This window comes from Massilia sp. SYSU DXS3249 (assembly GCF_053668055.1).
On sequence record NZ_JBSIPX010000004.1, the window covers coordinates 267126 to 291249 of the forward strand.

Genomic DNA, 24124 nt, shown 5'->3' on the forward strand with positions numbered 1-24124 from the left:
GGCGACAATAATAGGTTTTGTTAGGCGTATTAAGTCCGCAAAACAGTTTCCTAAGCAGACTAGGCCAATCCGCGCATCTGCTAAACAACCGCAGCACTGAACGATTCGGGCCGCCGCGCAAGTAGCTGAGACAACCGCTGCAACCCCGCCCGCAAGCGTCCACGGTCCTTGATGCTGCCCAGAGAGATCCGAATCGCATTGGCGGATCCGCTGCCAGTCGCGAATGCCTCCGCCGGCGTCACCGCGATGCCCTCGCTGTCCGCCGCACGCGCAAGCTGCGAGGAATTCCAATACGCCGGCAGTTCAAGCCATACATGCAGGCCGTCACCAGAGCCGCTGTACCGCCCCGCCAGGACATCCCGGGCCATCCGGTGGCGTAGGCGCGCTTCCTTGCGTACGCCTTCCAGCAGTCTGTCGGCCGAACCGTCGAGGATCCACTGGGTGGCCAGTGCGGCCGTCAGGGGAGCGGCCATGAGCGCAAACGATCTAAGCGCGGCCAGGAAACGTTCGCGTTCGTGCGGATCGCGTATCAGCACGAAGGCGACACGCAGGCCGGGCGTCAGGCATTTCGACAGGGTCGAGATGTAGTAGACATGGCTCGGGGCAAACGTGGCAATGGGCGGTGGCGGGGCATCGGCAAGCAGCCAGTAGGGATCGTCCTCGACGATGCGTACATTGCAGCGCGTCGCGATGCCGGCGAGCTCCTTGCGCCGGCGGTCCGGAATGGTAGTGGCGGTCGGGTTTTGCAAGGTCGGATTGAGGTAGACCAGCCCGGGCTTGTGCCGGCGGCAGGCTTCCTCGAGGCTCTCGGGCAGCATCCCGTGCCTGTCCGCTTCCACTGCAATGAGGTGCCGGCCGAACTGGGTCGCCGCGGCGCGCAAGCCGGGATACGTCGTCGGCTCGGCCAGGATGATGTCGCCGGGATTCGTCAGCGCAAGGATCAGTGCTGCGATCGCCGCTTGCGCACCCGGACAGACGACAACATCCCGCGAATCCGGTTGTCCAAACATCGGTGCGAGCCATGTGGCACCAGCCTTGCGGTCGGAGTCGCTTCCCCCGCCCAGGTGGTAAGTCATCAGCGATGCATTGTCTGCCCTCATCAGTACCTGGGACAAACCCTGTTTCAACAGGTCGTCGAAGTCCACGCCACCCGGCGGCGGCGGGGTATTCATGCTCAGGTCGAGGATCGAAGTCAGTTCGACTTTCGGCGCCGCGACATAGGTGCCACGCGCGCCGCGGCCCTCCAGCAGGTTGCGGCGCCTGGCTTCGTCGTATGCGCGCGTAACCGTCGTCAGGTCGACATCCAGCTGTGCCGCCAGCCGGCGCTGCGGAGGCAGGCGGTCGCCCGGCCTCAAGGATCCGTCCGCCACCGCCGCCTGCAAGGCATCCGCAATTTGCAGGAAACGCGGCCCCTTATTCCCGGCCAGGCGCGGCAACCAGTTGGGCACAGGTTCATCTTGTATGGCTTTCAACTGGGACATTTTGTCTCGATGTATGGAAATTGCTTTTAGGTAGAATGCCTCAGAACGTGCAGCAGCACCATCCTTGCATGGCAACCGCTGGCGTTTCCTCCTCTCTCATCTGCAATCGGCTCAACATCATGGATTGGTTCCCTATCGTCGCCGTCACGTTCAAGGTTCTCGTGTTAGGCATCGGCATGTTCTTCGCCGTCAAGTGGCATTTCGATCAAGGGCAGAAGGAGAAGGCGATGGACAAGCGCGCGGTGATACGCGCGGCCGCCAAGGTCGCGGCCATCTTCGTGCTGGCGCTCTTGGGCGTGGGGCTGTTCGCCTTCTACCTGGTCAGGACCTTCGGTCTGGACTTGAGTTGAGCGCCGATGCGGACGGCCGGCATGGCCCGGTTCGCCCGCTGCCAGGGCAAGCACATGGTGTTGCCCGGCGCGCTCAGTCCTCGTCCTCGCGCAGCTTCTCGAAGCAAGCCAGCGCCGCCTCGTTCAGCCCCTCGGTCACGAAGGCATCGTCCGGCTGGAACACGGCGCCATCCACCAGCAGGCGCAGCTTGGCCAGGCGGTCGCCGAGCGCCAGCGCCTGTGCCGTCGGCGGCGCGGCCGTGCGTCCCGCTGCTTCGATGGCGGCCGTGACCGCGGGCGGGAAGTCCCACAGCGCGGCGATGCGCGCCGACAGCACCCGCGCCTGCGCGAACAGGGCGGCGATGAAGTCGCCTGAATAGGGCAGGGTCTCGCCGGGGCAGACCTGGTCGACGATGCGGAAGGCGACCACCAGGCCCACGTTTTCCATCAGGCCGGCCAGGTAGGCTTCGAAGGGATTGGCGCGCAGGCCGGGCGCGAGCTGGCTGGCGGCCAGCGCGCACAGTTCGGACTGGCGCCAGATGGCGGGCGCGATGCGCTTCGTGTGGCGTCCGCTGCCCATGCTGATGATGGGCCGGAACGCTACCCGCGCCAGCAGCATGCGCATGCCGTTCTGGCCGAGCAGCATGATGGCCGACTCGATGCTGTTGACCGGCGGCCCGGCATGGTAGCGCGGCAGGTAGGCCGGCCGGTTCGCCTCGCGGAAGACCTCTGCGACCAGCACCACGTCGCGCGAGAGCTGGCGCGACAGCTCGGCCGCGTTCATGTCCTCGTCGCGCAGGGTGCGCATCAGTTGCGGGATGATCTCGGGCATGCGCGGCACCAGGGCCGCGCCGGCGATCGGCGCGCTCGCCAGGCGTTCGAGCTCGTCGAGCACGCGGCGCTCGCGCTCGGGCGGCGCGTAGGGAGGCAGGGCGGCGGTGAGCCAGCGGTAGTAGACGGCATCGATCTCCGCAGCGTGCGCAATATGTGCTGCGGAGCCTGCTTCATCGACCTGCAGGTGCGACCCGGCCGCCGGCGCGGCCTTGCCGGCCTGCTCGCCACCCAATAGTTTGCCCAGCCACCCCATGTCTTGCCGCCTCCAGAAGTCGTGGCAGCGATTCTACATGATGCCCCGGGGCGCCGGCCTTCAGGCCCGGGCTGCGCCCGTCATTGCGTCCAGTAATCGACCACCAGCGAGCGCTCGAGGCAGGCCCCGAGGGTGGCGACGAAGTCCTGGTGCGCCGCATGGACGAGATAGCCGTCGCGCGCCTCATTGCTGGCGAAAGTCAGCGTGAAGCAGTGGGTGAAGCCGTCGTTCAGGCCTTCAGGGCTGACGTTGGTCCCCCACTCGTAGGCCTCGATGCCGGGAATGGCTTGCTGCAGCGTGCCGAAGTCGGCCACGACGCGCTCGACTTGTTCGCTGCTGGCGCCCGGCTTGAAGGCGAACAGGACGACGTGGCGCAGGACGGAGGATGGGTTGGCAGGCATGGCGCTGGAGGTGAGTTGGTGGTGTGCCAATGTTACCCCTGCCTGCCGGAAGGGCGCGCCCGCGTCGAAGGCAGGTCAAAAGCGGTGCTGGATGCCCAGCAGGACGCTCGCCTGGGAGTCGCCGTGACCGATCTCGTCGCGCGCCAGGCTGACGCGCGCGCCGCCTTTGGAGCGCGCGCGCGCGCCCACCGCGTACAGGTCGGTGCGGCGCGACAGGGCGTAGCGCAGGCGCGCGACGGCCATGGTGGCGTCCCCCGCCTGTGCGCGCAGCTCCTGGTGGTAGAGCGCGCCGGTGAGCGTGAGGGCCGGGGTGAGCTGGTAGTTGACGCCGGCCCAGGCCAGCCGCGCACGCGTGGCGGCCGGATCCGCGGAGGAGGCGCTGCGGCGCCAGTCGCGCACGGCGGCCTGCAGCTTCCAGGGGCCGTGGCTGGCCATCGCGCCCAGGTGCCAGACGGTGGTGGCGGGGCGTGGGCCGCCCTCGGCCGGGCGCGCTTCGTTCACGCGTTCCGCCGAGGCGACGAACGACACCGGCCCCAGCGCATAGCTGGCCGCCACCGAGCCTTTCGCGCCGTCGCCGGTCGACGCCCCTTCGCCTGCGCCGTAGCTGGCGCCGTAGCTGGCGCCAAAGCTCAGCGGCCCGGCCTTGCCCGCATACTTGATCATGTTGTCGTAGGCGAAGGTCATGCCGTACTTGCCCGGTCCGCTGCCGTGGGCGGCGGGCGCCCACGAGTAGGCCGGCGCATAGCCCATCGGGTCGTAGGTCAGCAGGAAATCGTAGGTGGTGGTGAAGGCGCGGCCCAGCAGCACGCTGCCGAAGCGTCCTTCGAGGCCGACCGTGGCCTGGCGCTTGAAGAGCGGGCTGTCGGCTACGCCGGTGTCGGCGGCGATGCCCATCTCCAGGCCGTAGACCGCCTTCAGGCCGTCGGCGATGGTCTCGCTGCCGGAGAATCCGAGGCGCGAGGTGTTCATGCCGCCGGAATTGACGCGGAAGGCGCCGCCTTCGGGAGTGACGTGGGTGGTGTGGCCGAAGTTCAGGTCGACCAGGCCGTAGACGACGGGGCCGTTCTGGGCGCGGGCAGCGCCGCAGGCTACGGCGAGGGCGCACAGGGACAACTGCAAGATGGGTTTGCTCATGGTGTCTCCGGATACGGTGTACGAACGCGCGCCTCCCCGCGCCGGGCGGGCGGCGGATCGAGGGATGCGGCGTGAAGAAGGAGGAGGCTGCCGCTGGGCTGCGGCAGCCGGGCTGGCTGGATTAGCGGTCGACCATCTTGCGCGGCACGAAGGCCAGCAGCAGGGCGCCGAGCAGCAGGGCGCCGGCGGTGAGCCACAGGCCCGCGCCCTGCTTGCCGGTGAAGTCGTTCAGCCAGCCGACCAGCGAGGGGGAGAAGAAGCCGGCCAGGTTGGCGATGCAGTTGATGGTCGCGATGCCGGCGGCGGCCGTCATGCCGCCCAGGAAGGCGGTCGGCAGGGCCCAGAACTGCGAGGTGGCGCAGATCGCCCCGGCCGCGGCGGCGCTGAGCAGGGCCAGCGCGCTTGCCACGCCGTCGGTGAAGGGCAGGGCGAACAGGGCGGCGGCGGCGACCAGCATCGGCACGCCGCAGTGCAGGCGCCGCGCCAGGGTGCGGTCCGAGCTGCGGCCGACCAGGGGCAGGCAGAGCAGGGCGACCGTGTAGGGAATCGCCGCCAGCAGGCCGACCGTGCCGATGCCGTCGACCCCGGCGTTGCGGACGATGGCAGGCAGCCAGAAGGTGATGCCGTACTGGCCCATCACGATGCAGAAGTAGACGCCGGTCAGCAGCCACAGGCGGCGGTCGGCGAAGAAGGAGCCGATCGAATGGTGGGCGACCTTGTCGCCTTCCTCGGCGGCGATGTTGCGCTTGAGGACAGCCTTTTCTTCCGGCGTCAGCCACTTGGCGTCGTCGATGCGGTCGTCCAGGTAGAACAGGATGGCGATGCCGAGCAGGAGCGAGGGCAGGGCCTCGAGCGTGAACAGCCACTGCCAGCCCGCCAGGCCCTGCACGCCGGCGAAGGCTTCCATGATCCAGCCCGACAGCGGGGCGCCGACGATGCTGGCCAGCGGGATGGCCATGAAGAAGATCGCCATCACCTTGGCGCGGCGCGCCGACGGGAACCAGTAGGTGATGTAGAGGATGACGCCCGGCGCGAAGCCGGCTTCGGCCACGCCGAGCAGGAAGCGCAGGATGTAGAAGGCGGTGGGCGACTCGACGATGCTGAAGCTGGCCGAAATCATGGCCCAGGTGATCATGATGCGCGCGAGCCAGCGGCGGGCGCCGAAGCGGTGCAGGATCATGTTGCTCGGCACCTCGAACAGGAAGTAGCCGATGAAGAAGACGCCGGCGCCGAGGCCGTACACGGTGTCGCTCCATTGCAGGTCGCTCAGCATCTGCAGCTTGGCGAAGCCGACATTGACGCGGTCGAGGTAGGCGCCGAGGTAGCACAGCATGAGGAAGGGAACCAGGCGGCGCACCACCTTGGCGTAGGCGCGCGATTCGAGGTCTTGCGAGGCGTCGGCGCCGGCGAGGGCGCCTGCCGAAGATACGGTCTGCGATTTCATGTTCGTCTCCAATGATCGTTGCGGTGCCGTTTCCCGGCACTCTGCCGCGCGGCGGAAGGTCTCTGCCTTCTCGCCCGCCGCGCGGCGTGTCTTGTCGCTGCCCCGTCCGCTCAGCGCAGCCAGGACTTGATGGTCGCCGCCATCGTCTCGGCCGAGATGCCGTAGCGGTCGTGCAGCGTCGGCAGGGCGCCCGCGTCGAGGAAGGCGTCCGGCAGCGCGACCTGGCGGAAGGCCGGCGCCACTCCGGCGCGCAGCAGCGTGCCCGCCACCGCTTCGCCCAGGCCACCGACGATCGAATGGTTCTCGGCCACGACCACCAGGCGGCCCGGCTTCAAGGCTTCGCGCACGATGGCCTCGATGTCGAGCGGCTTGATGGTCGGCGTGTGCAGCACCGCGACACCGATATTATCCGCACGCAGGCTTTCCGCCACTTCCAGCGCCCGCATCGTCATGATGCCGCTCGAGATGACCAGCACCTCGCGCCCGTCGCGCAGCAGCTTCGCCTTGCCGAGTTCGAAGCGGTAGTCGTACTCGTCGAGCACCAGCGGCACCTTGCCGCGCAGGAGGCGCATGTAGACCGGGCCCTGGTGTTCGGCGATGGCGCGCGTCGCCTGCTCGGTGTCGAGCGCGTCGCAGGGATCGACGATGGTCAGGCCCGGCACGCCGCGGAAGATCGCGATGTCCTCGGTCGCCTGGTGGCTCGGCCCGTAGCCGGTAGTCAGGCCGGGCAGGGCGCAGACCATCTTGACGTTCAGGTTTTCCTCGGCGATCACCTGGTGGATGAAGTCGTAGGCGCGGCGCGCGGCGAACACGGCGTACGTCGTCACGAAGGGCGTGAAGCCTTCCTTGGCCATGCCGCCGGCCGCGCCCATCAGCAGTTGCTCGGCCATGCCCATCTGGAAGAAGCGCTCCGGGTACTCCTTCGCGAACAGGTGCAGGTCCGTGTATTTTGCCAGGTCGGCGCTCATGCCGACGATGTCGGGGCGCTCGGCGGCCAGCTGCACCAGGGCGTGGCCGAAGGGGGCGCTTTGCGTGCGCTGGTTCTCGCCGGCGATCGAGGCGATCATCGCCGAGGTGGTGAGGCGGGGTTTGGTGGCTGCCTGGTTCATTTCGTGTCTCCTGCATGGGCGGCGTCGAGGATCGCGATGGCCTGCTGCCATTCGTCGGCCTCGACCCGGATGAAGTGGTTCTTGTCGCGCTCTTCCAGGAAGGGCACCCCGCTGCCCATCAAGGTGTCGCACAGGATCACGCGCGGCTGCGGGCCGGGGTGGGCGCGGGCGGCGTCGAAGGCGTCGCGCACCGCGCCGATGTCGTTGCCGTCCACGCGCAGCACGAACCAGCCGAAGGCGGCCCACTTGTCGGCCAGCGGCTCGAAGCCGAGGATCTTGCTGGAGGGGCCGTCGGCCTGCTGGTTGTTGATGTCGACCAGGGTGATCAGGTTGCCCAGGCCATGGTGGGCGGCCGAGAGCGCTGCTTCCCAGGTCGAGCCCTCGTCGAGTTCGCCGTCCGACATCGAGTTGTAGACGAAGGCCGGGTTCTTCTTCTGGCGCAGGCCGAGCGCCATGCCGACCGCGATGGTCAAGCCCTGGCCCAGCGAGCCGCCCGAGATTTCCATGCCGGGGGTGTAGGTCGCCATGCCCGACATCGGCAGGCGGCTGTCGTCGCTGCCATAGGTGTCGAGTTCCTCTTCCGGGATCACGCCGGCTTCCAGCAGGGCGGCGTAGAGGGCGATGGCGTAGTGGCCGTGCGAGAGCAGGAAGCGGTCGCGGCCTTCCCACTTTGGTTCGTCCGGACGATAATTCAGCGCGTGCCGGTAGGCGACGGCGAGGATGTCGGCCATGCCCAGCGCCTGGCCGACATAGCCCTGGCCCTGGACTTCGCCCATGCGCAGGGCGTAGCGCCGGATGCGGTAGGCCGCCGCGCGCAGGGCGGGCAGGCTGTCTTGATGCTCCATGTGTGTCTCCGTTGGTTGAATGAATCGCCGTCTCTGGCAGCGCTTCGGTGTTCCAGTGCGAGACCAGTGTATAAATGCAGACATGAACCGTATAGCGAGTATTTCTTACCAATAGATGAAACCAGTTCAGCGATACCGCGCCCTGCGCAAGGCTTCCCTCAAGGGCCTGCAAGCCTTCGAGGCGGCCTACATGCACCGTTCCTTCGCCAGCGCGGCGCAGGAGCTGTCGATCACGGCCTCCGCCGTCAGCCACTCGATCCAGACGCTGGAAGAAGCGCTCGGCACGCTGCTGTTCGAGCGCGCGCGGCGCGGCGTGGTGCCGACCGAAGCCGGCGCCCGCCTGTTCGAGGTGATCCGGCGCTCTTTCGGCGACATCGACGACGAGCTGCGCACCATCCTCGACCGCAGCAGCAAGCAGCAGGTGGTGACCATCCAGTGCGCGCCCAGCTTCGCCGCGATCTGGGTGATGCCGCGCCTGCCGGCTTTCCTGCGCGCCCATCCCGAGATCGACGTGCGCCTGTGGGCCGTGCACCAGGCGCCCGACTTTTCGCACAGCGGGGTCGACGTGGCCGTGACCTACGGCCGTCCGCCCGCCTCGGCCGGCGTGCACGTCGAGCCGATCTCGCAGCGCGAGCGCTACCTGCCGGTGTGCAGCCCCAAGCTGGTCGACGGCTGGACCCTGCCGCTGCCGGCGAACGACATCGAGAATTTCTACCTGATCCAGAACGACGTCTCGCTGACCTCCTGGGACGAGTGGATCGCACGCTTCGCGCCCGGCTGCGGCAACCCGGTGCGCGGGCTGCGCCTGGACCGCGCCTTCATGACGCTCAGCGCGGCCGAGAACGGCCTGGGCATGTGCATCGAAAGCAGCGTGCTGGTGCAGGAATACCTGGAGCAGGGGCGGCTGGTATGCCCCTTCGGGGAGCTCGCCATCGAGGCGACCGCACACTACCTCGCCGTGCCGAAGAGCCGCGAGGGCCTGCAGGCGGTGCGCACGGTGCTGGAGTGGATCCGGGGGATGGTGGAGGGGTGAAGCAGGGCCGGGGACCGATGCCCGGCCCGGCCGGCAAAGGCCGCCTCAATGAATCAACATGCCGCCATTGACGTCCAGCGTAATCCCCGTGCAGTAGGCCGACAGATCGCTCGCCAGGAACACGACCGCGCCGCCGATGTCCGCCGCGCGGCCCAGGCGCGCCAGCGGGATGTCCTGCGCGATCTCGCCCTTGCGCTCTTCGGTGAGCTTGCCCTTGATGATGTCGGTGGCGATCAGGCCGGGCGTGATGGCGTTGACGCGGATGCCGCTGGGGCCGAATTCGCGCGCCATCGCGCGGGTCAGCCCGAGCACGCCCGCTTTCGCCGCCGAATAATGCGGCCCGCCGAGGATGCCGCCGCCGCGCTGGGCCGACACCGAGGAGGTCGAGATGATGCTGCCGCTCTCCTGGCGCTGCATCGCCGGCAGCACCGCCTGCGACATCAGCAGGGTGCCGCGCAGGCTGACGTCGAGCACGGCGTCGTAGTCGGCGGCGGTGATGTCGAGCGTCTTCTTCGCCTGGGTGATGCCGGCGTTGTTGAACAGGATGTCGATGCGGCCGTAGCGCTCGAGCGCCGCCGCGGCGGCGGCCTCGCACTGTTCCTTGTTCGTGACGTCGGCCACCACGCCCAGGTGTTCCGGCCCGAGTTCGGCCGCGGCCGCCGCGGGATTGGCGCCGGCCAGGTCGGTGATGACGACCTTCGCGCCGTGCGCGGCCAGCATGCGGGCGGTGGCAAAGCCCAGGCCATTGACGCCGGCGCCGCCGGTCACGATTGCCACGCGATCTTTGAGTAACATGTTCCGTCTCCATGCGAGTGTGATTGTGCTCGCATGGTGCGGGAGGCCGGCGGCGCGGGCAAACGAGGAAAACTCAGGCAGGGGCGAAATCAATTCATGCCAGGCTTGCGCCGCCGATCCGCGCGGCATGGCTAGAATGGGCGATTGAAGACAAACGAAAGTATACGATGAAAAAAACCGACCTGGCCAAGGCCGACGCCAAGAAGATCATGAACCAGATGGGCGCGAAGGTCGCCGCCTTCGGCGTCGCGGCAGCGCCGGCAATCGACAAGCGCGAGCAGCGCGAACGCGACCGGGCGGCGGGGCTGGTGCCGTTTGCGATCAAGCTCAATGGGGAGCTGGTGAAGGAGTTGCAGGGGCGTGCCGCCAGCGAGGGGCGCGATTTGAACGAAGTGGTGGCGGAGTTGTTGAAGAAGGGGATGGGCGGGTGATTTTTTGAGCCGGGGTTCCGCAAGCGTCGAACGCGTGGAGTCGGGACTCCACCCTACATCTGGCGCGATGCGTAGGGTGGAGTCCTGACTCCACGCGTCAGGAACCTTTGCGCGGCCGTACCGTCCGGACTAAGCCAAACGGCAGTCAATACTCCCGCCGGTCCGGCTTGATCTCCTGCAGGATCGTGGTCGAGATCTCCTCGATCGACTTGGTGGTCGAGGACAGCCAGCGTATCCCCTCGCGCTTCATCATCATCTCGGCCTCGTTCACCTCGTAGCGGCAGTTCTCGATCGACGCATACTTGCTGCCGGCGCGGCGTTCCTCGCGGATCTGGGCCAGGCGCTCGGGCGTGATCGTCAGGCCGAACAGCTTGTGCCTGAAGGGCGGCAGCGAAGAGGGCAGCTTGCCGCGCTCGAAGTCGTCGGGGATGAGCGGGTAGTTGGCCGCCTTGATCCCGTACTGCATGGCGAGATACAGGCTGGTCGGGGTTTTCCCGGAGCGCGAGACGCCCACCAGGATCACGTCGGCCTCGGCCAGGTTCTTATGCGACTGGCCGTCGTCGTGGGCCAGCGAGAAGTTGATCGCCTCGATGCGGCTCTTGTATTCCTCGGAGTCGACGATGTTGTGGGTGCGGCCGATGGTGTGGGTCGACTTGACGCCCAGCTCCATCTCGAGCGGCGCGACGAAGGTCTGGAACAAATCCATGTGCATGCCGTTGGCCGCGCGGATCACGCCCGACAGGTCGTGCTTGACCAGGGTCGAGAACACGATCGGGCGCTGCTTGTTGTCCGCGTTGTAGACCTCGTTGATGCGCCGCGCCGCGTCGCGCGCCTTGTCGAGCGTGTCGATGAAGGGAATGCGGATCTGGCGGAAGCGCATCTCGAACTGCGAGAGCACCGCATGGCCGAAGGCTTCGGCGGTGATGCCGGTGCCGTCCGACACGAAAAACACGGTGCGCGTGGGCGGGGGAAGCGGGGTGCGGGCATCAGGCGTCATGATATTTTTTTAACTATTGCTGTCAAGTTTGCAGTGTTGTGCGCTGTGAATCCGGGATTCGCGGGGTAGAATGCTCGGCAACGGATTTTTGCATTGTGCTGCACGGCCCCCAGAATAACAAGAATAGCGGCCCGCACGCAGCCAACAGTGCTCCATCAGGTTTCTATCTCAAAGTAAGGTGCTTTACCATGACTAACCTGTCCCATGCAGTACTGACGGATCCCGAACAAGGCGCGGCAGTATACGTTGCTCCGTTCGAAAACCTGCGCATGACCGATGTCGAATCGGTCGGCGGCAAGAACGCCTCGCTCGGCGAAATGATCAGCCAGCTCGCCGAAGCCGGTGTGCGCGTGCCGACCGGCTTCGCCACCACGGCCCAGGCCTTCCGCGACTTCCTCGAGCATTCGATCGATGGGGGCGCCCCGCTGGCCGAGCGTATCGCCACGCGCCTGGAAGGCCTCGACATCGACGACGTGCGCTCGCTCGCCGCCGCCGGCGCCGAGATCCGCCAGTGGATCATCGACACCCCGTTCCAGCCGCGCCTGGAACAGGAAATCCGCGGCTACTACGAGCGCCTGGTCGCCGACTCGACCGCCGAGATGTCCTTCGCCGTGCGTTCCTCGGCCACCGCCGAAGACCTGCCGGACGCCTCCTTCGCGGGCCAGCAGGAGACCTTCCTGAACGTGGTCGGCATCGACAACATCCTGGAGGCGATGAAGCATGTCTTCGCCTCGCTCTACAACGACCGCGCAATCTCCTACCGCGTCCATAAAGGCTTCACCCACGCCGAGGTCGCGCTGTCGGCCGGCGTGCAGCGCATGGTGCGCTCCGACGTCGGCGCGGCCGGCGTCATGTTCACCATCGACACCGAATCGGGCTTCAAGGACGTGGTCTTCATCACCTCCAGCTACGGCCTGGGCGAGACCGTGGTGCAGGGCGCGGTGAATCCGGACGAGTTCTACGTCCACAAGCCGATGCTCCAGCAGGGCAAGTCGCCCGTCATCCGCCGCAACATCGGCTCCAAGCTGATCAAGATGGAGTTCACCAACGAAGCCAAGGCTGGCCGTTCGGTGAAGACCGTCGACGTGCCGATCGAAATGCGCAACCGCTACTCGCTGACCGACGAAGAGGTGGTGGAACTGGCGAAGTACGCCGTCATCATCGAGAACCACTACGGCCGCCCGATGGACATCGAATGGGGCAAGGACGGCCGCGACGGTAAGCTCTTCATCCTGCAGGCGCGTCCGGAAACCGTCAAATCGCAGCAGAAGGCGACCGACGCCCAGCAGCGCTTCAGCCTGAAGGGCACCGGCACCATATTGACCAGCGGCCGCGCGATCGGCCAGAAGATCGGCGCCGGCCCCGTGCGCGTGATCACCGACCCGTCGGAGATGGAACGCGTGCAGCCGGGCGACGTGCTGGTCGCCGACATGACCGACCCGAACTGGGAGCCGGTCATGAAGCGCGCTTCGGCCATCGTCACCAACCGCGGCGGCCGTACCTGCCACGCGGCGATCATCGCCCGTGAACTGGGCGTGCCGGCGGTCGTCGGCTGCGGCGACGCGACCGAGATCCTGAAGGACGGCACCTTTGTCACCGTCTCCTGCGCCGAAGGCGACGAAGGCAAGATCTACGACGGCCTGCTGGAAACGGAAGTGACGGAAGTGTCGCGCGGCGAGCTGCCGCCGATCCCGACCAAGATCATGCTCAACGTCGGCAACCCGCAGCTGGCCTTCGACTTCCAGTCGGTGCCGAACGGCGGCGTGGGCCTGGCCCGCCTCGAGTTCATCATCAACAACAACATCGGCGTGCACCCGAAGGCCATCCTCGAGTACCCGAACATCGACGCCGACCTGAAAAAGGCGGTGGAGTCGGTCGCCCGCGGCCATGCTTCCCCTAAAGCCTTCTACGTCGACAAGCTGGCCGAAGGCGTGGCGACCATCGCCGCCGCCTTCTGGCCGAAGCCGGTCATCGTGCGCCTGTCCGACTTCAAGTCGAACGAGTACAAGAAGCTGATCGGCGGTTCGCGCTACGAGCCGGACGAGGAAAACCCGATGCTGGGCTTCCGCGGCGCCGCGCGCTACCTGGCCGAGGACTTCGCCGAGTCCTTCGAGATGGAATGCCTGGCCATGAAGCGCGTGCGCGAAGAGATGGGCCTGACCAACGTCGAGCTGATGATCCCGTTCGTGCGCACCCTGGGCCAGGCCGAGAAGGTCATCGAGCTGCTGGCCAAGTACGGCCTCAAACGCGGCGAGAACGGCCTGCGCGTCATCATGATGTGCGAAGTGCCGTCCAACGCCATCCTGGCCGAGCAGTTCCTGCAGTACTTCGACGGCTTCTCGATCGGCTCGAACGACCTGACCCAGCTGACCCTGGGCCTGGACCGCGACTCCGGCATGGAGCTGCTGGCCAAGGACTTCGACGAGCGCGACCCGGCCGTGAAAGCCATGCTCTCGCTGGCGATCAAGGCCTGCCGCGCGCAGGGCAAGTACATCGGCATCTGCGGCCAGGGGCCGTCGGACAATCCCGACTTCGCCCAGTGGCTGGTGGAGCAGGGCATCGAGTCGATGTCGCTGAACCCGGACTCGGTGATCGATACCTGGCAGAAGCTGGCGAAGATGTAAGCAGGGCGGCCTGAGGCCCCCGGCGAACCGCGCTCCTTACCGGGGCGCGGTTTTTTTACGTCCGCGCCAGGGCGGCGGCCCCAATGAAAAATGCCAGTCAGCCTAAGCTGACTGGCATCAGGACATGCCCCCGTATTGTTAGGTCAGGCGATGGTCAAGCCTTCTTTGCAGCGCGCTTGCGGCTGGCGAAGCCGGCGCCCAGCATTGCGATGCCGAACAGGGCCAGCGAGCCTGGCTCCGGCACTTCGGCCAGCTTGAACTGGCCGTTGTTCGACACGAAGAAGTACTGGCCAGGCGCGTTGGCGTAGGCGGTGCCGTCGCAGCCGGCGCCGGTGAAGCCGGCGTACTGGCAGGCCACTTCCGACACCAGGTTAGGCGTAGCTTCGCTGTTCGGGTTGGCGATCGGGTTGGCGTTGGTGAACGCGAACGCGAGGATTGATTCCAGCGACAGGTCCTGGCCGTTGCTGCGGAAGAAGTAGCCTGGTTCCATGCTGGTGGCGCGGGCGAACACGCTCACCTGGCCGTTGGCGATCGGGCTGCCGCTCGCATCGACTTCGCCGCCGCCGCCGGCGAGGACGTCGAACATGGCGATCTCGGTGCCCAGGTTGGCGCCGTAGATGCCTTCGGTGCTGCCGTATTCGCCGTCGGTCGGGTTCTGGAAGATGCGGATGGTGCCGCCGCTGAAGGTGAACGAACCGTTGGCCGAGCCGGTGCCGAAGGTGCCGTTACCGAAGCCTTCGAACATCGCCGTGATGTTGCCGCCTTCGAAACGGTCGTTGAATTGCTGGCCATTGCTGTCGGCCTGCAGGATATTGAACACCGCGTGCTCGACGAAGGTGAAGCTGTTCGTGCCGGACGGCGTCAGCTGGATGAACGAGTTGCCGTTCACGTCGAGGTATTCGCCGATGACCTGGGCGTTATCGAACCCGCCGCCGTTCGGGTTGAAGCGCCAGTCGGTCAGGATGGTGGCCGCGTTGGCGGCACCAGCGAAGGACATGGCGACAGCGGTAGTGCAAGCCAGTTTTTTCAACAGTTTCATGATTATGGTCCTCTGGGTGAGTGGAACGATAAACAAGTAACAAGTGCACCCAAGTACACGCAAACACCGTGCCAATTTGATTTAAATCAGAAAAAACAGAGACTTACGCAACGAAGGCTGGGAGAGCCGGACCGGATTGTAAAAAATTTCGACTTGCTTTTTTCAAAAATATGTGCCTATTGGAATTAAAGGCATTGAGGCAACAAGTAGCATTGAGGCAACAAATAGGTTGACTCCATAACGGAACACGCTACACTGGACATATTGAATGGCTGACAAAAACAAATACCATCAAAAACACGGCAACTTCATATCAAACCCTCGTCGCCTTTGCTGGTAACGGGGGTTTTTATCTTTTTGAACGGGCGAGAGGAGAACGGGATGTCTGACTGGATGAACTGGATGGTGGGCGCCGGCATATTGGTCGTGGCCGAGTTGTTCACGGGAACCTTTTACCTGCTGATGATCGCCATCGGCCTGGCCTGCGGCGGCATCGCGGCGCTGTTCGGCCTGTCCGGCCCGCTGCAAACCCTGGTCGCCGCGGCCACCGGCCTGGCCGCCACCGGCGTCCTGCACCGCAGCCGTTTCGGCCGCCCGGCGAAACTGGACGCCACGCGCGACCAGAACGTCAACCTCGATATCGGCGGGCGCGTCACCGTCCATGCCTGGAACGAGGGCCGCGCGCGCGTGATGTACCGCGGCGCCCTGTGGGACGTGGAACTGGGCGGCGGCGCATTGCCCGAGGCCGGCGACTTCCGCATTGTCGAAGTCAAGGGCAACCGCCTGATCGTGGCGAATTCATAAGACAAACAGATACCGCTAACTCATCTATAAGGGATGCTCATGGAATTTTCGTTCGAAATCGTGGCGCTGGTGATTTTCGTCATCGCGATCGTCTTCGTCTTCAAGACGATCAACGTCGTGCCCCAGCAGCACGCCTGGGTGGTCGAGCGCCTCGGCAAGTACCACGCGACGCTGGCGCCGGGCTTGAACATCGTGATTCCCTTCATCGACCGCATCGCCTACAAGCACGTGCTGAAAGAAATCCCGCTCGACGTGCCGCCCCAGGTCTGCATCACCAAGGACAACACCCAGCTGCAGGTGGACGGCATCCTCTACTTCCAGGTGACCGACGCCATGCGCGCCTCCTACGGCGCGTCGAACTACATCCAGGCCATCACCCAGCTGGCGCAGACCACGCTGCGCTCGGTGATCGGCAAGATGGAGCTCGACAAGACCTTCGAGGAGCGCGACCACATCAACACCACCATCGTCAACGCGATCGACGAGTCGGCCGCCAACTGGGGCGTCAAGGTGCTGCGCTACGAGATCAAGGACCTGACCCCGCCGGCCGAGATCCTGCACTCGATGCAGCGCCAGATCACGGCCGAGCGCGAAAAACGCGCCTTGATCGCCGCGTCTGAAGGCCGCCGCCAGGAACAGATCAACATCGCCAGCGGCGAACGCGAAGCGGCGATTGCCCGCTCCGAGGGCGAGCGCCAGGCGGCGATCAACCGCGCCCAGGGCGAGGCCAGCGCCATCGTCGCCCTCGCGGAAGCGAGCGCCTCCGCGCTGCGCCAGGTCGGCGCCGCGATCCGCGAGCCGGGCGGCGACGAGGCCATGAACCTGCGCGTGGCCGAGCACTACGTCGACGCCTTCGGCAAGCTGGCCAAGACGAATAACTCGATCATCGTGCCGGCCAACCTGGGCGAGATGAGCGGCTTGATCGCCAGTGCGATGCAGATCGTTAAAACACAAAAATGAGCCGCACCTGATTTGTCACTGAGCCGAGCCTGAGCCGAACCTGCGCAACGTAGGGTCGCGCAGGCGAGTGGATGGCATCGCGCCGGCCCGGACAGATTGCCGGGCGGATCATTTTCCGTCCACTCCTTGCTGTTTCTGCCTGCGGAACGTGCTACATTGCCCACATGCGCCATCGCTTACGTCTCTACGTCCTGTGCCTGCTGATCGTCTCGCTGCCCGTGCAAGGCATTGCAGGCGTGGTGAGGATCGCCTGCGGGATGGCGCACGATGCGCCGGCAGCGACGGACGTCCAGCCGGCAGCGCGGGTTGCCGCAACGGAGGCCGACATCGGCCTGCCTGGTGCCGGGCACCAGCACCCCGGCGCGCCTGGGCCGGGTGCCGGTCCCGATGGCGCTTGCGGCGACGACGGCGCCGGTCACCGCGCCGGCTGCGGAACCTGCGGCGGCTGTTCCATCGGGGCCTACGCGCCGCCACCCGGCCTCGCGGCGACTGCCGTCGAGGAAGCCGCAAACGGCATCCAGCCGCGTCCCCCTTCGCCCTTCTCGGGGCACATTCCTTCCCGCATCGAACGCCCCCCACGTCGCGCCTGATCTGGCGCCCGCCCTCGATTCGCCGCACCTGAGTTGCCGCCCCATGCTGGCTTGACGGGCTGTGCGCTCCCCCGCGCCATCGCCACGGCGCGGCTGCGCGACGCGTCCTGCGGCGGAGACGGGCAGGGCCGCGTCAATGAATGCGGCGCAGGCGGCGCAAGCCGGTCACATAATGTCTCCAAGGACCGATTCCAAACAAGTGTCGGCGATTTCGCACGCCTCCAAAGTTTATTCTGCGGTTTCGAAAAATAATTGATCTTTATTGCATAAAATAAAAAAGGGAACTACAGTAGTACAACGCAATCTGTCTAGACAACATGGCTGCCGAGATCGCGTTACGCTGCCGGCGTCCTGCATGGAGCGGGTGGTTCCAGCTCTTTTACAACAATAAATCTGGAGGGTAGATGGTTCACAAGCACATACCAACAACCGTCAGCGCGCTCGCACTGGTGCTGCTGTACCAGGGCGCCTGGGCACAGCAGGCGACCGGCTCCGGCGACGCCGCGACTCCCGGCGTGGCGCGTGTCCAGGTCACCGGCAGCCGCATCAATCTTCGCCAGGAGCAGGTGTCGGGCGTCGGGCCGGTGACGGTGATCGATGCGGAAACGATCAGCCGTTCCGGGGCGATCTCGGTCGAAACGCTGCTGCAGCGCCTGCCGTCGTCCGCCGGTACCGCGGGCAACCAGAGCAGCGCCTACTGGACCAGCAACGGCTACGGCACGACCCAGGTCAACCTGCGCGGACTGGGCATCGACCGTACCCTGGTGCTCCTCAACGGCCGCCGTGTGGTGTCCGGCGGCACCGGCGCCAACAGCTCGGTCGACCTGAACATGATTCCGGTCGCCATGATCGAACGCATCGAGGTGCTGAAGGATGGGGCATCCGCGATCTACGGCGCCGATGCCGTCGCTGGTGTCGTCAACATCATCACCAAGAAGGCGATCGACGGCGTCGAAGCCTCGGTGCGCTATGGCAGGACCGAGCGCGGCGACGGCGACGAGAAATCCGCCGACATTGTCTGGGGAACGCGCAGCGAGCGCGGCAGCCTCATGGCCTCGCTCAACTATTCCGAGAGCGGTGCGGTCAACCTGGCCAGCCGTGCGCCCTGTGCGCTCTTCGAAGAGGATGGGGAACTGGTCTGCTCGGGCAGTTCCTCCACCATTGGCGGGCGCGCGCGCCTGGCCGATGGACGCCGCATCAATTTCAACCAGGATCCGAACGGAAATCCGCGCGGCTTCGAACCTTACAGCGCCGCCAGGCACGCCTACAACAGCAACCCCTCGCTCAACGCGGTGAACCCGATCAAGCGCATCGGTGTCAGCGCCTTCGGCAACATGCGCCTGTCCGACTCGCTCGACGCATTCAGCGAGCTGATGTTCACGAACCGGCAGTCCGAACAGCTCGCCACTCCGGGCGCGATCGGCGTCTACCGGCCCATCAGTATCGCCGCGAACCACCCGACCAACCCCACCGGACAGGACCTGATCCTGGAGCGGCGCCGGGTTGCCGAGGCCGGAGCACGCAACTTCTTCCAGGAGACGAATACCTTCCGCGTCGTCGCCGGCCTCAAGGGGGCGCTCGCAGGCACCTGGGATTGGTCGGCGTCGGTCAACTGGGGCCGCAATACTGGCGTCGACGGCATGACCAACATCATCAACCTCGATCGCGTCGATGCCACCCTGAACGCCGCCACCTGCGGCAGGAGCGCATCGGCCGCGCCCTGCGGCAACTACCTCGGCTACGGCAACCTCAGCCAGGCAGCGCTCGACTACATCCACTTCACGACACGCGACCACGGCGGCAACGACCAGAAGAGCTTCAACGCCAGCATCAGCGGCGAGCTGTGGTCGCTGCCGGCAGGCGCGGTCGGCTTTGCCTCGGGCTTCGAATACCGCCGCGAGAAGGGCTGGCGCGACCCGGACAGCCTGGTCGTCTCCGGTGCGGCCAACACCACCGCCCAGGACCCGATCGCCGGCGAGTACAGTGCGCGCGAGGTGTTCGCGGAACTCGCGGTGCCGCTGCTGGCCAGGTTGCCGTTCGTGGAGGCGCTGAACCTGAACGCCGCTGCGCGCTACTCGGATTACAACCTGTTCGGCTCGCAGACCACCTACAAGCTGGGGCTCGACTGGCAGGTGATGAAGACGCTGAAGATGCGCGCCAACAGGTCGACCGCGTTCCGCGTGCCGAACGTGCCGGAACTCTTCGGCGGGGTATCCGAAGGCAACCTGACCACCACCGATCCCTGCAATAACTGGAACACGCTCGATCCGAATTCGACGCTCTACAAGAACTGCCAGGCATCGGGCCTGCGCCCAGGCTTCAGGCAGTTCGGTCCGTCGATCCTGACGACGGGCGGGGGTAACCGGAACCTCGGGCCGGAAGAGGCCGACACTTTCACCGTCGGTGCTGTCTGGACCCCGTCGAAGTCGCTGACCTTCACGGTCGACTACTTCGACATCGAGATCGACAACGCGATCGAAACCGTGCCGGGTTCGACCAAGCTGTCGGTGTGCTACAACTCGCCGGGCCTGGCGCACATCTTCTGCGGACCGTCGAGCTTCACCCGCGATCCGCAGACGGGTGAAATCAATTTCTTGTCGTCCCAGCCGGAAAACGCGGCCCAGCAGCGCGTCTCCGGCCTCGACGTCGGCGCGATGGTCGACTTCAGTCTCTTCGGGTGGAGCTCGTCGTTCACGGCGGACGTGTCGCGGCTGCACCGTTTCGACGTGACCCCCTTCCCGGGCGGCGAGACCATCGAGTACGCCGGCCGGATCACCGGGGGCCGCGGCAGCTATGCGCAGTGGCGCTCGAACGTCTCGCTGGCCACGGTTGCCGGCCCGTGGTCGGGCGCGTACACGATCCAATACATCGGACATGCCGACGACATCAACGCCGCGCCGGGAGACATCGGATCGCGCGCGCCCAGCGTCGCTTACCACAACGCCAGCGTGAAGTATGCGCTGAGCAAGGCGGTGGCGATTTCCTTCGGCATCGACAACCTGTTCGACAAGCGTCCTCCCTACATCCAGAGCTGGACCGACGGCAACACGGACACGATGACCTACGACCTGCTGGGCCGCCGCTGGCACGTACGCCTGGGCTACAGGTTCTGAGCGCAGCTCCCTTGCGCAGCCGGCCCGCCGCAGTGTAGCTCCGGATATACTGCCGGGCCGGCCGCGCCGGCTAACTCAACTTTTCTTCGATCATGATGCGAACAGCTTTCTGGGTGCGGCGCGCCCACAAATGGATCGGCCTGGTCATCGGCGTGCAGGCACTGTTCTGGATGATCAGCGGCCTCTACATGGTAGTCGTGCCGCTGGAGGTCGTCCACGGCGACCACCTGGCGCATGTACCGACCGTGCGCCTCGACCCCGCCGCCGGCCGGCTGCCCCAGGCCAGGCTGCACGAAGCCTATCCCGGCATCACCTCCATCCGCCTGAAAAACCTGCTCGGGAAAGAAGTGTACGAGATCCGGCAGGGCAAGCAGGCCAGCCTGGTGAACGCGGCCGACGGCGTCAGGATCAGCCCGCTCGGGCGGGAAGAGATCGTGGCGCTGGCCGATGCCGCCTATGTCGGCGAAGGCGGCATCCGCGGCGTCGAGTGGGTGACGAAGGCGCCGCAGGAAGTCGGCGCCCGGCCGGTGCCGCTGTGGGCCGTCCACTACGACGAGCCGGGCAGGACGACCCTGTATTTTTCGCCCCAGACGGGGGACCTGGTGGCGCGCCGCCACGAACTCTGGAGGTGGTTCGATTTCCTCTGGATGTTCCACATCATGGATTATGAGGAGCGTGCGAACGTGAACAATACCCTGCTGCGCGCGGCATCGATCACCGGCCTGCTGTTCGCCCTGAGCGGCGCCTGGCTCCTGTTCTACAGCTTCCAGCGCAGGAGGGCTGCATGAGCCACTGGATGCGGCGCCTGCACAAATGGGTGGGGCTGGTCCTCGCGGTCCAGTTCCTGCTGTGGATGTCGAGCGGCGTCATGATGAGCGTGCTCGACACCGACAAGGTGGGCGGGGCCGAATTCCGGGTCAAGCCGCCGCCGGTGCCCGCCTGGCCGCGCGGTGCGCTCGACGCGGACGCCGTCCTGGCCGCCAGCGCGGAGGCCGTCATGGCGCTCGATTCCGGCTGGCTGCTGGACCGGCCGGTGTACCGCCTGCAAAACGACAAGCGCAGCTGGCTGGTCGGCGCGCTCGACGGCAAGCCCGTGCGCGTCGACGCCGGCCTGGCCGCGCGGATCGCCCGCGCCTCGTATTCCGGGAGCGGCCAGGCAGCCGCGCCGCGCCTGCTCGCCTGGTCGCTGGAAGCGCGCGAACACAAGGAACCGGTCTGGCGGGTGGATTTCGACGACGCGGCCGAGACCTCGGTGTATGTGTCGAGCGTTTCCGGCGCGGTACTCGAGCACCGCAACAGCACCTGGCGCCTGTTCGACCTGTTCTGGATGCTGCACATCATGGACTACAGCGAACGGACCGACTTCAACAATCCGCTGCTGGTCTCGAGCGCCATCGGCGGGCTGTGGATGGCCCTGACCGGGGTCTGGCTGCTGTTCGCCAGCATCCGGCTGGCGGAATTCGTCCCCGCGCGCTGGCGCCGTCGCGGCGTCGTCCACCTGGTCGGCGCTGACGGCGTCCGGCTGCGGGCGGTCGACGCCGCGCGTGGCGAGACCGTGTTCGGTGCGCTCGGCCGCGCAGGCTTGCAGCTGCCCTCGAACTGCGGCGGCGGACAAAGCTGCGGACTGTGCGCGGTGCGCTGCGCGGGCAAGGTTCCTTCGCCCACCGCTGCCGACCGCGCCCTGCTGTCCCCGCAAAAACTCGACGCCGGCTTCCGGCTCGCATGCAATTTGCCGGCGGGAGACGGCCTCGAGATCGACGCGGGCGAAGCCGGCGCGCTGGCGGAACGCCTCGGCGTCGTCACCGGCGTCAAGGCGGTGACGCCGTTCCTGCGCGAGATCACGATCCGGCCGCAGCAGGCGCTGGCCTGCCGTCCGGGAGCCTACGTCCAGCTGCACGTGCCGGTGTACACCTGCGACGGCAGCCGCCTCGACATCCCCGACGAGCACGCCCGGGACTGGCAGGAGGCCGGCCGTCCCGCCGCCATGGGCAGCGACCAGCCGGTACGGCGCTCGTATTCCCTCTCGGTGCCGGTCGAGCAGGCCGGAGGCCAGCTGACCTTCCTCGTGCGTTTCGTGCCCGGTGCGCGGCCGGGCAGGGGATCGGGCTACATGTACATGCTCAAGGCCGGCGACGAAGTGCGCTTCAGCGGACCCTTCGGCGACTTCGCGCTGAAGCCGGGCGGCCGGGAAAAGGTGTTCATCGGCGGCGGGGCCGGCATGGCGCCGCTGCGTGCGATGATCCACGCGCTGCTCGCAGGCGGGGCCCGCGAGCGGCTGCATTTCTGGTATGGCGCGCGCAGCAGGCGCGACGCGCCGTATGTCGGCGAGATGCAGGCCTTCGCGGCGCACCACCCGAACTTCCGGTGGCATCTCGTCCTCTCGGAGGAGCCGGCGCAAGCGGGCATGACGAACGGGTTCGTGCACGAAGCGGCGCTCGACGGCCTGCTGTGCGCGCACCCCGACCTCAAGTCGCTGGAGTTCTACGTGTGCGGCCCGCCGGCGATGCTGGCCGCGACGCGCGCCATGCTACGCTCCCTCGGCGTGGACGACGCGCAGGTAGCCTACGACGACTTCAAGATCTGACCGCGAGCGTCACGCCGGCGGCGGGGTGGAACTCAGGAAGGCGGCCGCGGCCAGCGCCGCGACCAGGATGCCGGACTCGAGCCGCAGGACGAGCACGAAGCGGCGCGCATCCCGGTCCAGTGCATGGCCCTTGCGCAGGGCGGACAGCAGGGGAGGCATGACGACGAAGCGGTTGAAGCCGCCAAGGGCGGCCGCCGCCAGTACCAGTCCCAGCTTGACCAGCAGGGCCGTCGCATAGGGGTTGCCGGTCGCATTGTCGACGCTGCCGAGCGTTCGCCACGCGCTGGCCGCGCCGGTGGCGAAGATCCCGGCCAGGGCCAGCGTTGCCGACCGCGAGAGGGCCTCGACATAGCGGGCATGGTCCGCCCGTTCGCGCGCTTTCGGGCCCGGCGGCCGGGGCAGCGTGACCAGGCCGGCGACGAGCACCTCCCCGAGCCAGACGCTGACCAGGACCAGGTGCACCCAGTCGATGGCAAGGGCCCAGCCGGCGCCGTCCGCCGCGCCGGCATGGCTGACCATGCTGCGGCTGTAGAGGAGCACGCCCAGCGACGCGGCGCGGACGAAGTGGACGACCGGCGCCGCCTGCGGCGCGGGATCGGTGGCGCTGCAGATGGCGGCGGCGACCAGTGCGCTGGTTCCGATCATCCAGGCGACACCATAGTGGGTGGCCGTCAGGACCGAGTGCACCGCCGCGCGCGCCTCGGCGACGGGCACTTCCGCCAGGAATGCGGCCTGCAGCCAGAGGATGGCGCCATGTAGTGCGATGGCGGCCAGCACCCAGGCCAGCATCGCCTTGCGCAGGCGCGGCACCTGCGCGACCGCCCAGTCGGACGCGCCGCGCCGCAGCCAGGCGGTGGCGGCGCTCGCACCGACCAGCAGCGCGGCTGCAAGGTTGAACAGGAAGCTTGCGGCGCGCTGGGCCAGGGCGAGGTCCCACTCCATGTCACTCGACCCGGAAGCCGAATTCGCCCTTGACCTTGTGGCCGTCGCGCGTCACGGTGCTCCACTGCACGCGCCAGGCGCCGGCATGGAGGGGCGGGACGGTGGCGACCAGCGCCTTGTGGTTGCCCGTGTCGATCGCCATCTTAATGGGCGCGACCACGCTTCCCTTGTCGTCGACCAGTTTGATTTTGCTGAAGGGCAGTTCGAGCGGGTCGCTGAACTGCAGGCGCACCTGGGCCGGAGCGGGACTGGCCACGCTGCCGGCCTGCGGCGAGGACGATTCGAGCTTCGTATGGGCCAGGACCGGAGGGGCGGCTGCGACGCCGGACGCCACGGCCGCGGCGGCAAGGAACTGCTTGATGTTCATGGGCTTCTCCCGGAG

22 protein-coding genes are annotated in these 24124 nt (G+C 66.7%); 10 read left to right on the top strand and 12 right to left on the bottom strand.

The features are described 5' to 3' along the window. Positions 1-80: 80 nt before the first annotated feature. A complete protein-coding gene (locus ACWCIA_RS07315; RefSeq protein ID WP_454161931.1) occupies positions 81-1481 on the bottom strand; it encodes an aminotransferase-like domain-containing protein in 1401 nt (466 codons plus the stop codon). Positions 1482-1597: 116 nt separating this feature from the next. Here ACWCIA_RS07315 and ACWCIA_RS07320 point away from each other — a divergent pair, with 116 nt between their 5' ends. After that, positions 1598-1831 carry a hypothetical protein gene (locus ACWCIA_RS07320; protein WP_454162080.1) on the top strand — a complete coding sequence of 78 codons (234 nt, stop codon included), beginning with the start codon at positions 1598-1600 and terminating at the stop codon, positions 1829-1831. A 73-nt stretch (positions 1832-1904) separates the two neighbouring features. On the opposite strand, the gene ACWCIA_RS07325 is transcribed toward ACWCIA_RS07320, so the two are convergent. From ACWCIA_RS07325 to ACWCIA_RS07350, 6 genes are all read right to left on the bottom strand, one after another. Beyond that, a complete protein-coding gene (locus ACWCIA_RS07325; RefSeq protein WP_454161932.1) occupies positions 1905-2897 on the bottom strand; it encodes an HDOD domain-containing protein in 993 nt (330 codons plus the stop codon). 80 nt (positions 2898-2977) lie between these two features. Next, positions 2978-3328 carry a Dabb family protein gene (locus ACWCIA_RS07330; RefSeq protein ID WP_454161933.1) on the bottom strand — a complete coding sequence of 117 codons (351 nt, stop codon included), beginning with the start codon at positions 3326-3328 and terminating at the stop codon, positions 2978-2980. A gap of 45 nt (positions 3329-3373) precedes the next feature. Next, positions 3374-4432, bottom strand: a complete 1059-nt coding sequence (locus ACWCIA_RS07335) for a porin (RefSeq protein WP_454161934.1) — start codon at positions 4430-4432, stop codon at positions 3374-3376. Between the two features lie 121 nt (positions 4433-4553). After that, positions 4554-5876 (bottom strand): MFS transporter, encoded by a 1323-nt coding sequence (locus tag ACWCIA_RS07340; protein WP_454161935.1) that lies wholly within the window; start codon positions 5874-5876, stop codon positions 4554-4556. A 110-nt stretch (positions 5877-5986) separates the two neighbouring features. Further along, on the bottom strand, positions 5987-6985 hold the full coding sequence (locus tag ACWCIA_RS07345; protein WP_454161936.1) for a transketolase family protein: 999 nt from the start codon (positions 6983-6985) through the stop codon (positions 5987-5989). Then, complete coding sequence (locus tag ACWCIA_RS07350; protein WP_454161937.1) at positions 6982-7830, bottom strand: transketolase; 849 nt, start codon at positions 7828-7830, stop codon at positions 6982-6984. The genes ACWCIA_RS07345 and ACWCIA_RS07350 overlap by 4 nt, the downstream gene beginning before the upstream one ends. A 115-nt stretch (positions 7831-7945) precedes the next feature. On the opposite strand from ACWCIA_RS07350, the gene ACWCIA_RS07355 reads away from it, so the two are divergent. Beyond that, the gene (locus ACWCIA_RS07355) at positions 7946-8863 is read left to right on the top strand and encodes a LysR substrate-binding domain-containing protein (protein ID WP_454161938.1); all 918 of its coding nucleotides are present in this window, start codon (positions 7946-7948) and stop codon (positions 8861-8863) included. 45 nt (positions 8864-8908) lie between these two features. On the opposite strand, the gene ACWCIA_RS07360 is transcribed toward ACWCIA_RS07355, so the two are convergent. Beyond that, a complete protein-coding gene (locus ACWCIA_RS07360; protein ID WP_454161939.1) occupies positions 8909-9658 on the bottom strand; it encodes an SDR family NAD(P)-dependent oxidoreductase in 750 nt (249 codons plus the stop codon). A 167-nt stretch (positions 9659-9825) separates the two neighbouring features. On the opposite strand from ACWCIA_RS07360, the gene ACWCIA_RS07365 reads away from it, so the two are divergent. Then, entirely contained in the window at positions 9826-10089 is a 264-nt protein-coding gene (locus tag ACWCIA_RS07365) for a hypothetical protein (protein WP_454161940.1), read from the top strand. Between the two features lie 145 nt (positions 10090-10234). Here the strand turns inward: ACWCIA_RS07365 and ppsR are convergent, their stop codons facing one another. After that, a complete protein-coding gene (gene ppsR, locus ACWCIA_RS07370) occupies positions 10235-11086 on the bottom strand; it encodes a posphoenolpyruvate synthetase regulatory kinase/phosphorylase PpsR (RefSeq protein WP_454161941.1) in 852 nt (283 codons plus the stop codon). Positions 11087-11274: 188 nt separating this feature from the next. Between ppsR and ppsA the strand changes: the two genes are divergently transcribed. Beyond that, entirely contained in the window at positions 11275-13710 is a 2436-nt protein-coding gene (gene ppsA / locus ACWCIA_RS07375) for a phosphoenolpyruvate synthase (protein WP_454161942.1), read from the top strand. Between the two features lie 154 nt (positions 13711-13864). Here ppsA and pepA read toward each other — a convergent pair whose 3' ends face one another. After that, positions 13865-14749, bottom strand: a complete 885-nt coding sequence (gene pepA, locus ACWCIA_RS07380; protein WP_454161943.1) for a flocculation-associated PEP-CTERM protein PepA — start codon at positions 14747-14749, stop codon at positions 13865-13867. A gap of 381 nt (positions 14750-15130) precedes the next feature. Between pepA and ACWCIA_RS07385 the strand changes: the two genes are divergently transcribed. From ACWCIA_RS07385 to ACWCIA_RS07410, 6 genes are all read left to right on the top strand, one after another. Next, positions 15131-15553, top strand: a complete 423-nt coding sequence (locus tag ACWCIA_RS07385) for an NfeD family protein (RefSeq protein ID WP_454161944.1) — start codon at positions 15131-15133, stop codon at positions 15551-15553. Positions 15554-15592: 39 nt separating this feature from the next. Further along, positions 15593-16513, top strand: coding sequence for an SPFH domain-containing protein (locus ACWCIA_RS07390; protein WP_454161945.1), 921 nt, complete (start codon positions 15593-15595; stop codon positions 16511-16513). A 164-nt stretch (positions 16514-16677) separates the two neighbouring features. Then, positions 16678-17103, top strand: a complete 426-nt coding sequence (locus ACWCIA_RS07395) for a hypothetical protein (protein WP_454161946.1) — start codon at positions 16678-16680, stop codon at positions 17101-17103. 404 nt (positions 17104-17507) lie between these two features. After that, entirely contained in the window at positions 17508-20216 is a 2709-nt protein-coding gene (locus ACWCIA_RS07400) for a TonB-dependent receptor (protein WP_454161947.1), read from the top strand. Positions 20217-20308: 92 nt separating this feature from the next. Further along, a complete protein-coding gene (locus ACWCIA_RS07405; RefSeq protein WP_454161948.1) occupies positions 20309-21004 on the top strand; it encodes a PepSY domain-containing protein in 696 nt (231 codons plus the stop codon). Next, a complete protein-coding gene (locus ACWCIA_RS07410) occupies positions 21001-22800 on the top strand; it encodes a 2Fe-2S iron-sulfur cluster-binding protein (RefSeq protein ID WP_454161949.1) in 1800 nt (599 codons plus the stop codon). Before ACWCIA_RS07405 ends, ACWCIA_RS07410 begins: the two co-directional genes overlap by 4 nt. Before the next feature lie 9 nt (positions 22801-22809). Here the strand turns inward: ACWCIA_RS07410 and ACWCIA_RS07415 are convergent, their stop codons facing one another. Together ACWCIA_RS07415 and ACWCIA_RS07420 are read right to left on the bottom strand one after the other, a co-directional pair. Further along, positions 22810-23742, bottom strand: a complete 933-nt coding sequence (locus tag ACWCIA_RS07415) for a CopD family protein (RefSeq protein ID WP_454161950.1) — start codon at positions 23740-23742, stop codon at positions 22810-22812. 1 nt (position 23743) lies between these two features. Next, positions 23744-24109: a copper resistance protein CopC gene (locus tag ACWCIA_RS07420; protein WP_454161951.1), complete on the bottom strand. Its 366-nt coding sequence runs from the start codon at positions 24107-24109 to the stop codon at positions 23744-23746. Positions 24110-24124 lie beyond the last annotated feature (15 nt).

What these genes read in the sequence shown, in the direction of transcription:
- ACWCIA_RS07405 (WP_454161948.1), top strand. Translation starts at nt 20,309, where the DNA reads ATGATGCGAACAGCTTTCTGGGTGCGGCGCGCCCACAAATGGATCGGC.
- ppsA (WP_454161942.1), top strand. Translation starts at nt 11,275, where the DNA reads ATGACTAACCTGTCCCATGCAGTACTGACGGATCCCGAACAAGGCGCG.
- ACWCIA_RS07360 (WP_454161939.1), bottom strand. Translation starts at nt 9,658, where the DNA reads ATGTTACTCAAAGATCGCGTGGCAATCGTGACCGGCGGCGCCGGCGTC.
- ACWCIA_RS07325 (WP_454161932.1), bottom strand. Translation starts at nt 2,897, where the DNA reads ATGGGGTGGCTGGGCAAACTATTGGGTGGCGAGCAGGCCGGCAAGGCC.
- ACWCIA_RS07335 (WP_454161934.1), bottom strand. Translation starts at nt 4,432, where the DNA reads ATGAGCAAACCCATCTTGCAGTTGTCCCTGTGCGCCCTCGCCGTAGCC.
- ACWCIA_RS07315 (WP_454161931.1), bottom strand. Translation starts at nt 1,481, where the DNA reads ATGTCCCAGTTGAAAGCCATACAAGATGAACCTGTGCCCAACTGGTTG.
- ppsR (WP_454161941.1), bottom strand. Translation starts at nt 11,086, where the DNA reads ATGACGCCTGATGCCCGCACCCCGCTTCCCCCGCCCACGCGCACCGTG.
- ACWCIA_RS07385 (WP_454161944.1), top strand. Translation starts at nt 15,131, where the DNA reads ATGTCTGACTGGATGAACTGGATGGTGGGCGCCGGCATATTGGTCGTG.
- ACWCIA_RS07345 (WP_454161936.1), bottom strand. Translation starts at nt 6,985, where the DNA reads ATGAACCAGGCAGCCACCAAACCCCGCCTCACCACCTCGGCGATGATC.
- ACWCIA_RS07415 (WP_454161950.1), bottom strand. Translation starts at nt 23,742, where the DNA reads ATGGAGTGGGACCTCGCCCTGGCCCAGCGCGCCGCAAGCTTCCTGTTC.
- ACWCIA_RS07350 (WP_454161937.1), bottom strand. Translation starts at nt 7,830, where the DNA reads ATGGAGCATCAAGACAGCCTGCCCGCCCTGCGCGCGGCGGCCTACCGC.
- ACWCIA_RS07400 (WP_454161947.1), top strand. Translation starts at nt 17,508, where the DNA reads ATGGTTCACAAGCACATACCAACAACCGTCAGCGCGCTCGCACTGGTG.
- ACWCIA_RS07395 (WP_454161946.1), top strand. Translation starts at nt 16,678, where the DNA reads ATGCGCCATCGCTTACGTCTCTACGTCCTGTGCCTGCTGATCGTCTCG.
- ACWCIA_RS07420 (WP_454161951.1), bottom strand. Translation starts at nt 24,109, where the DNA reads ATGAACATCAAGCAGTTCCTTGCCGCCGCGGCCGTGGCGTCCGGCGTC.
- ACWCIA_RS07390 (WP_454161945.1), top strand. Translation starts at nt 15,593, where the DNA reads ATGGAATTTTCGTTCGAAATCGTGGCGCTGGTGATTTTCGTCATCGCG.
- ACWCIA_RS07355 (WP_454161938.1), top strand. Translation starts at nt 7,946, where the DNA reads ATGAAACCAGTTCAGCGATACCGCGCCCTGCGCAAGGCTTCCCTCAAG.
- ACWCIA_RS07410 (WP_454161949.1), top strand. Translation starts at nt 21,001, where the DNA reads ATGAGCCACTGGATGCGGCGCCTGCACAAATGGGTGGGGCTGGTCCTC.
- ACWCIA_RS07340 (WP_454161935.1), bottom strand. Translation starts at nt 5,876, where the DNA reads ATGAAATCGCAGACCGTATCTTCGGCAGGCGCCCTCGCCGGCGCCGAC.
- pepA (WP_454161943.1), bottom strand. Translation starts at nt 14,749, where the DNA reads ATGAAACTGTTGAAAAAACTGGCTTGCACTACCGCTGTCGCCATGTCC.
- ACWCIA_RS07365 (WP_454161940.1), top strand. Translation starts at nt 9,826, where the DNA reads ATGAAAAAAACCGACCTGGCCAAGGCCGACGCCAAGAAGATCATGAAC.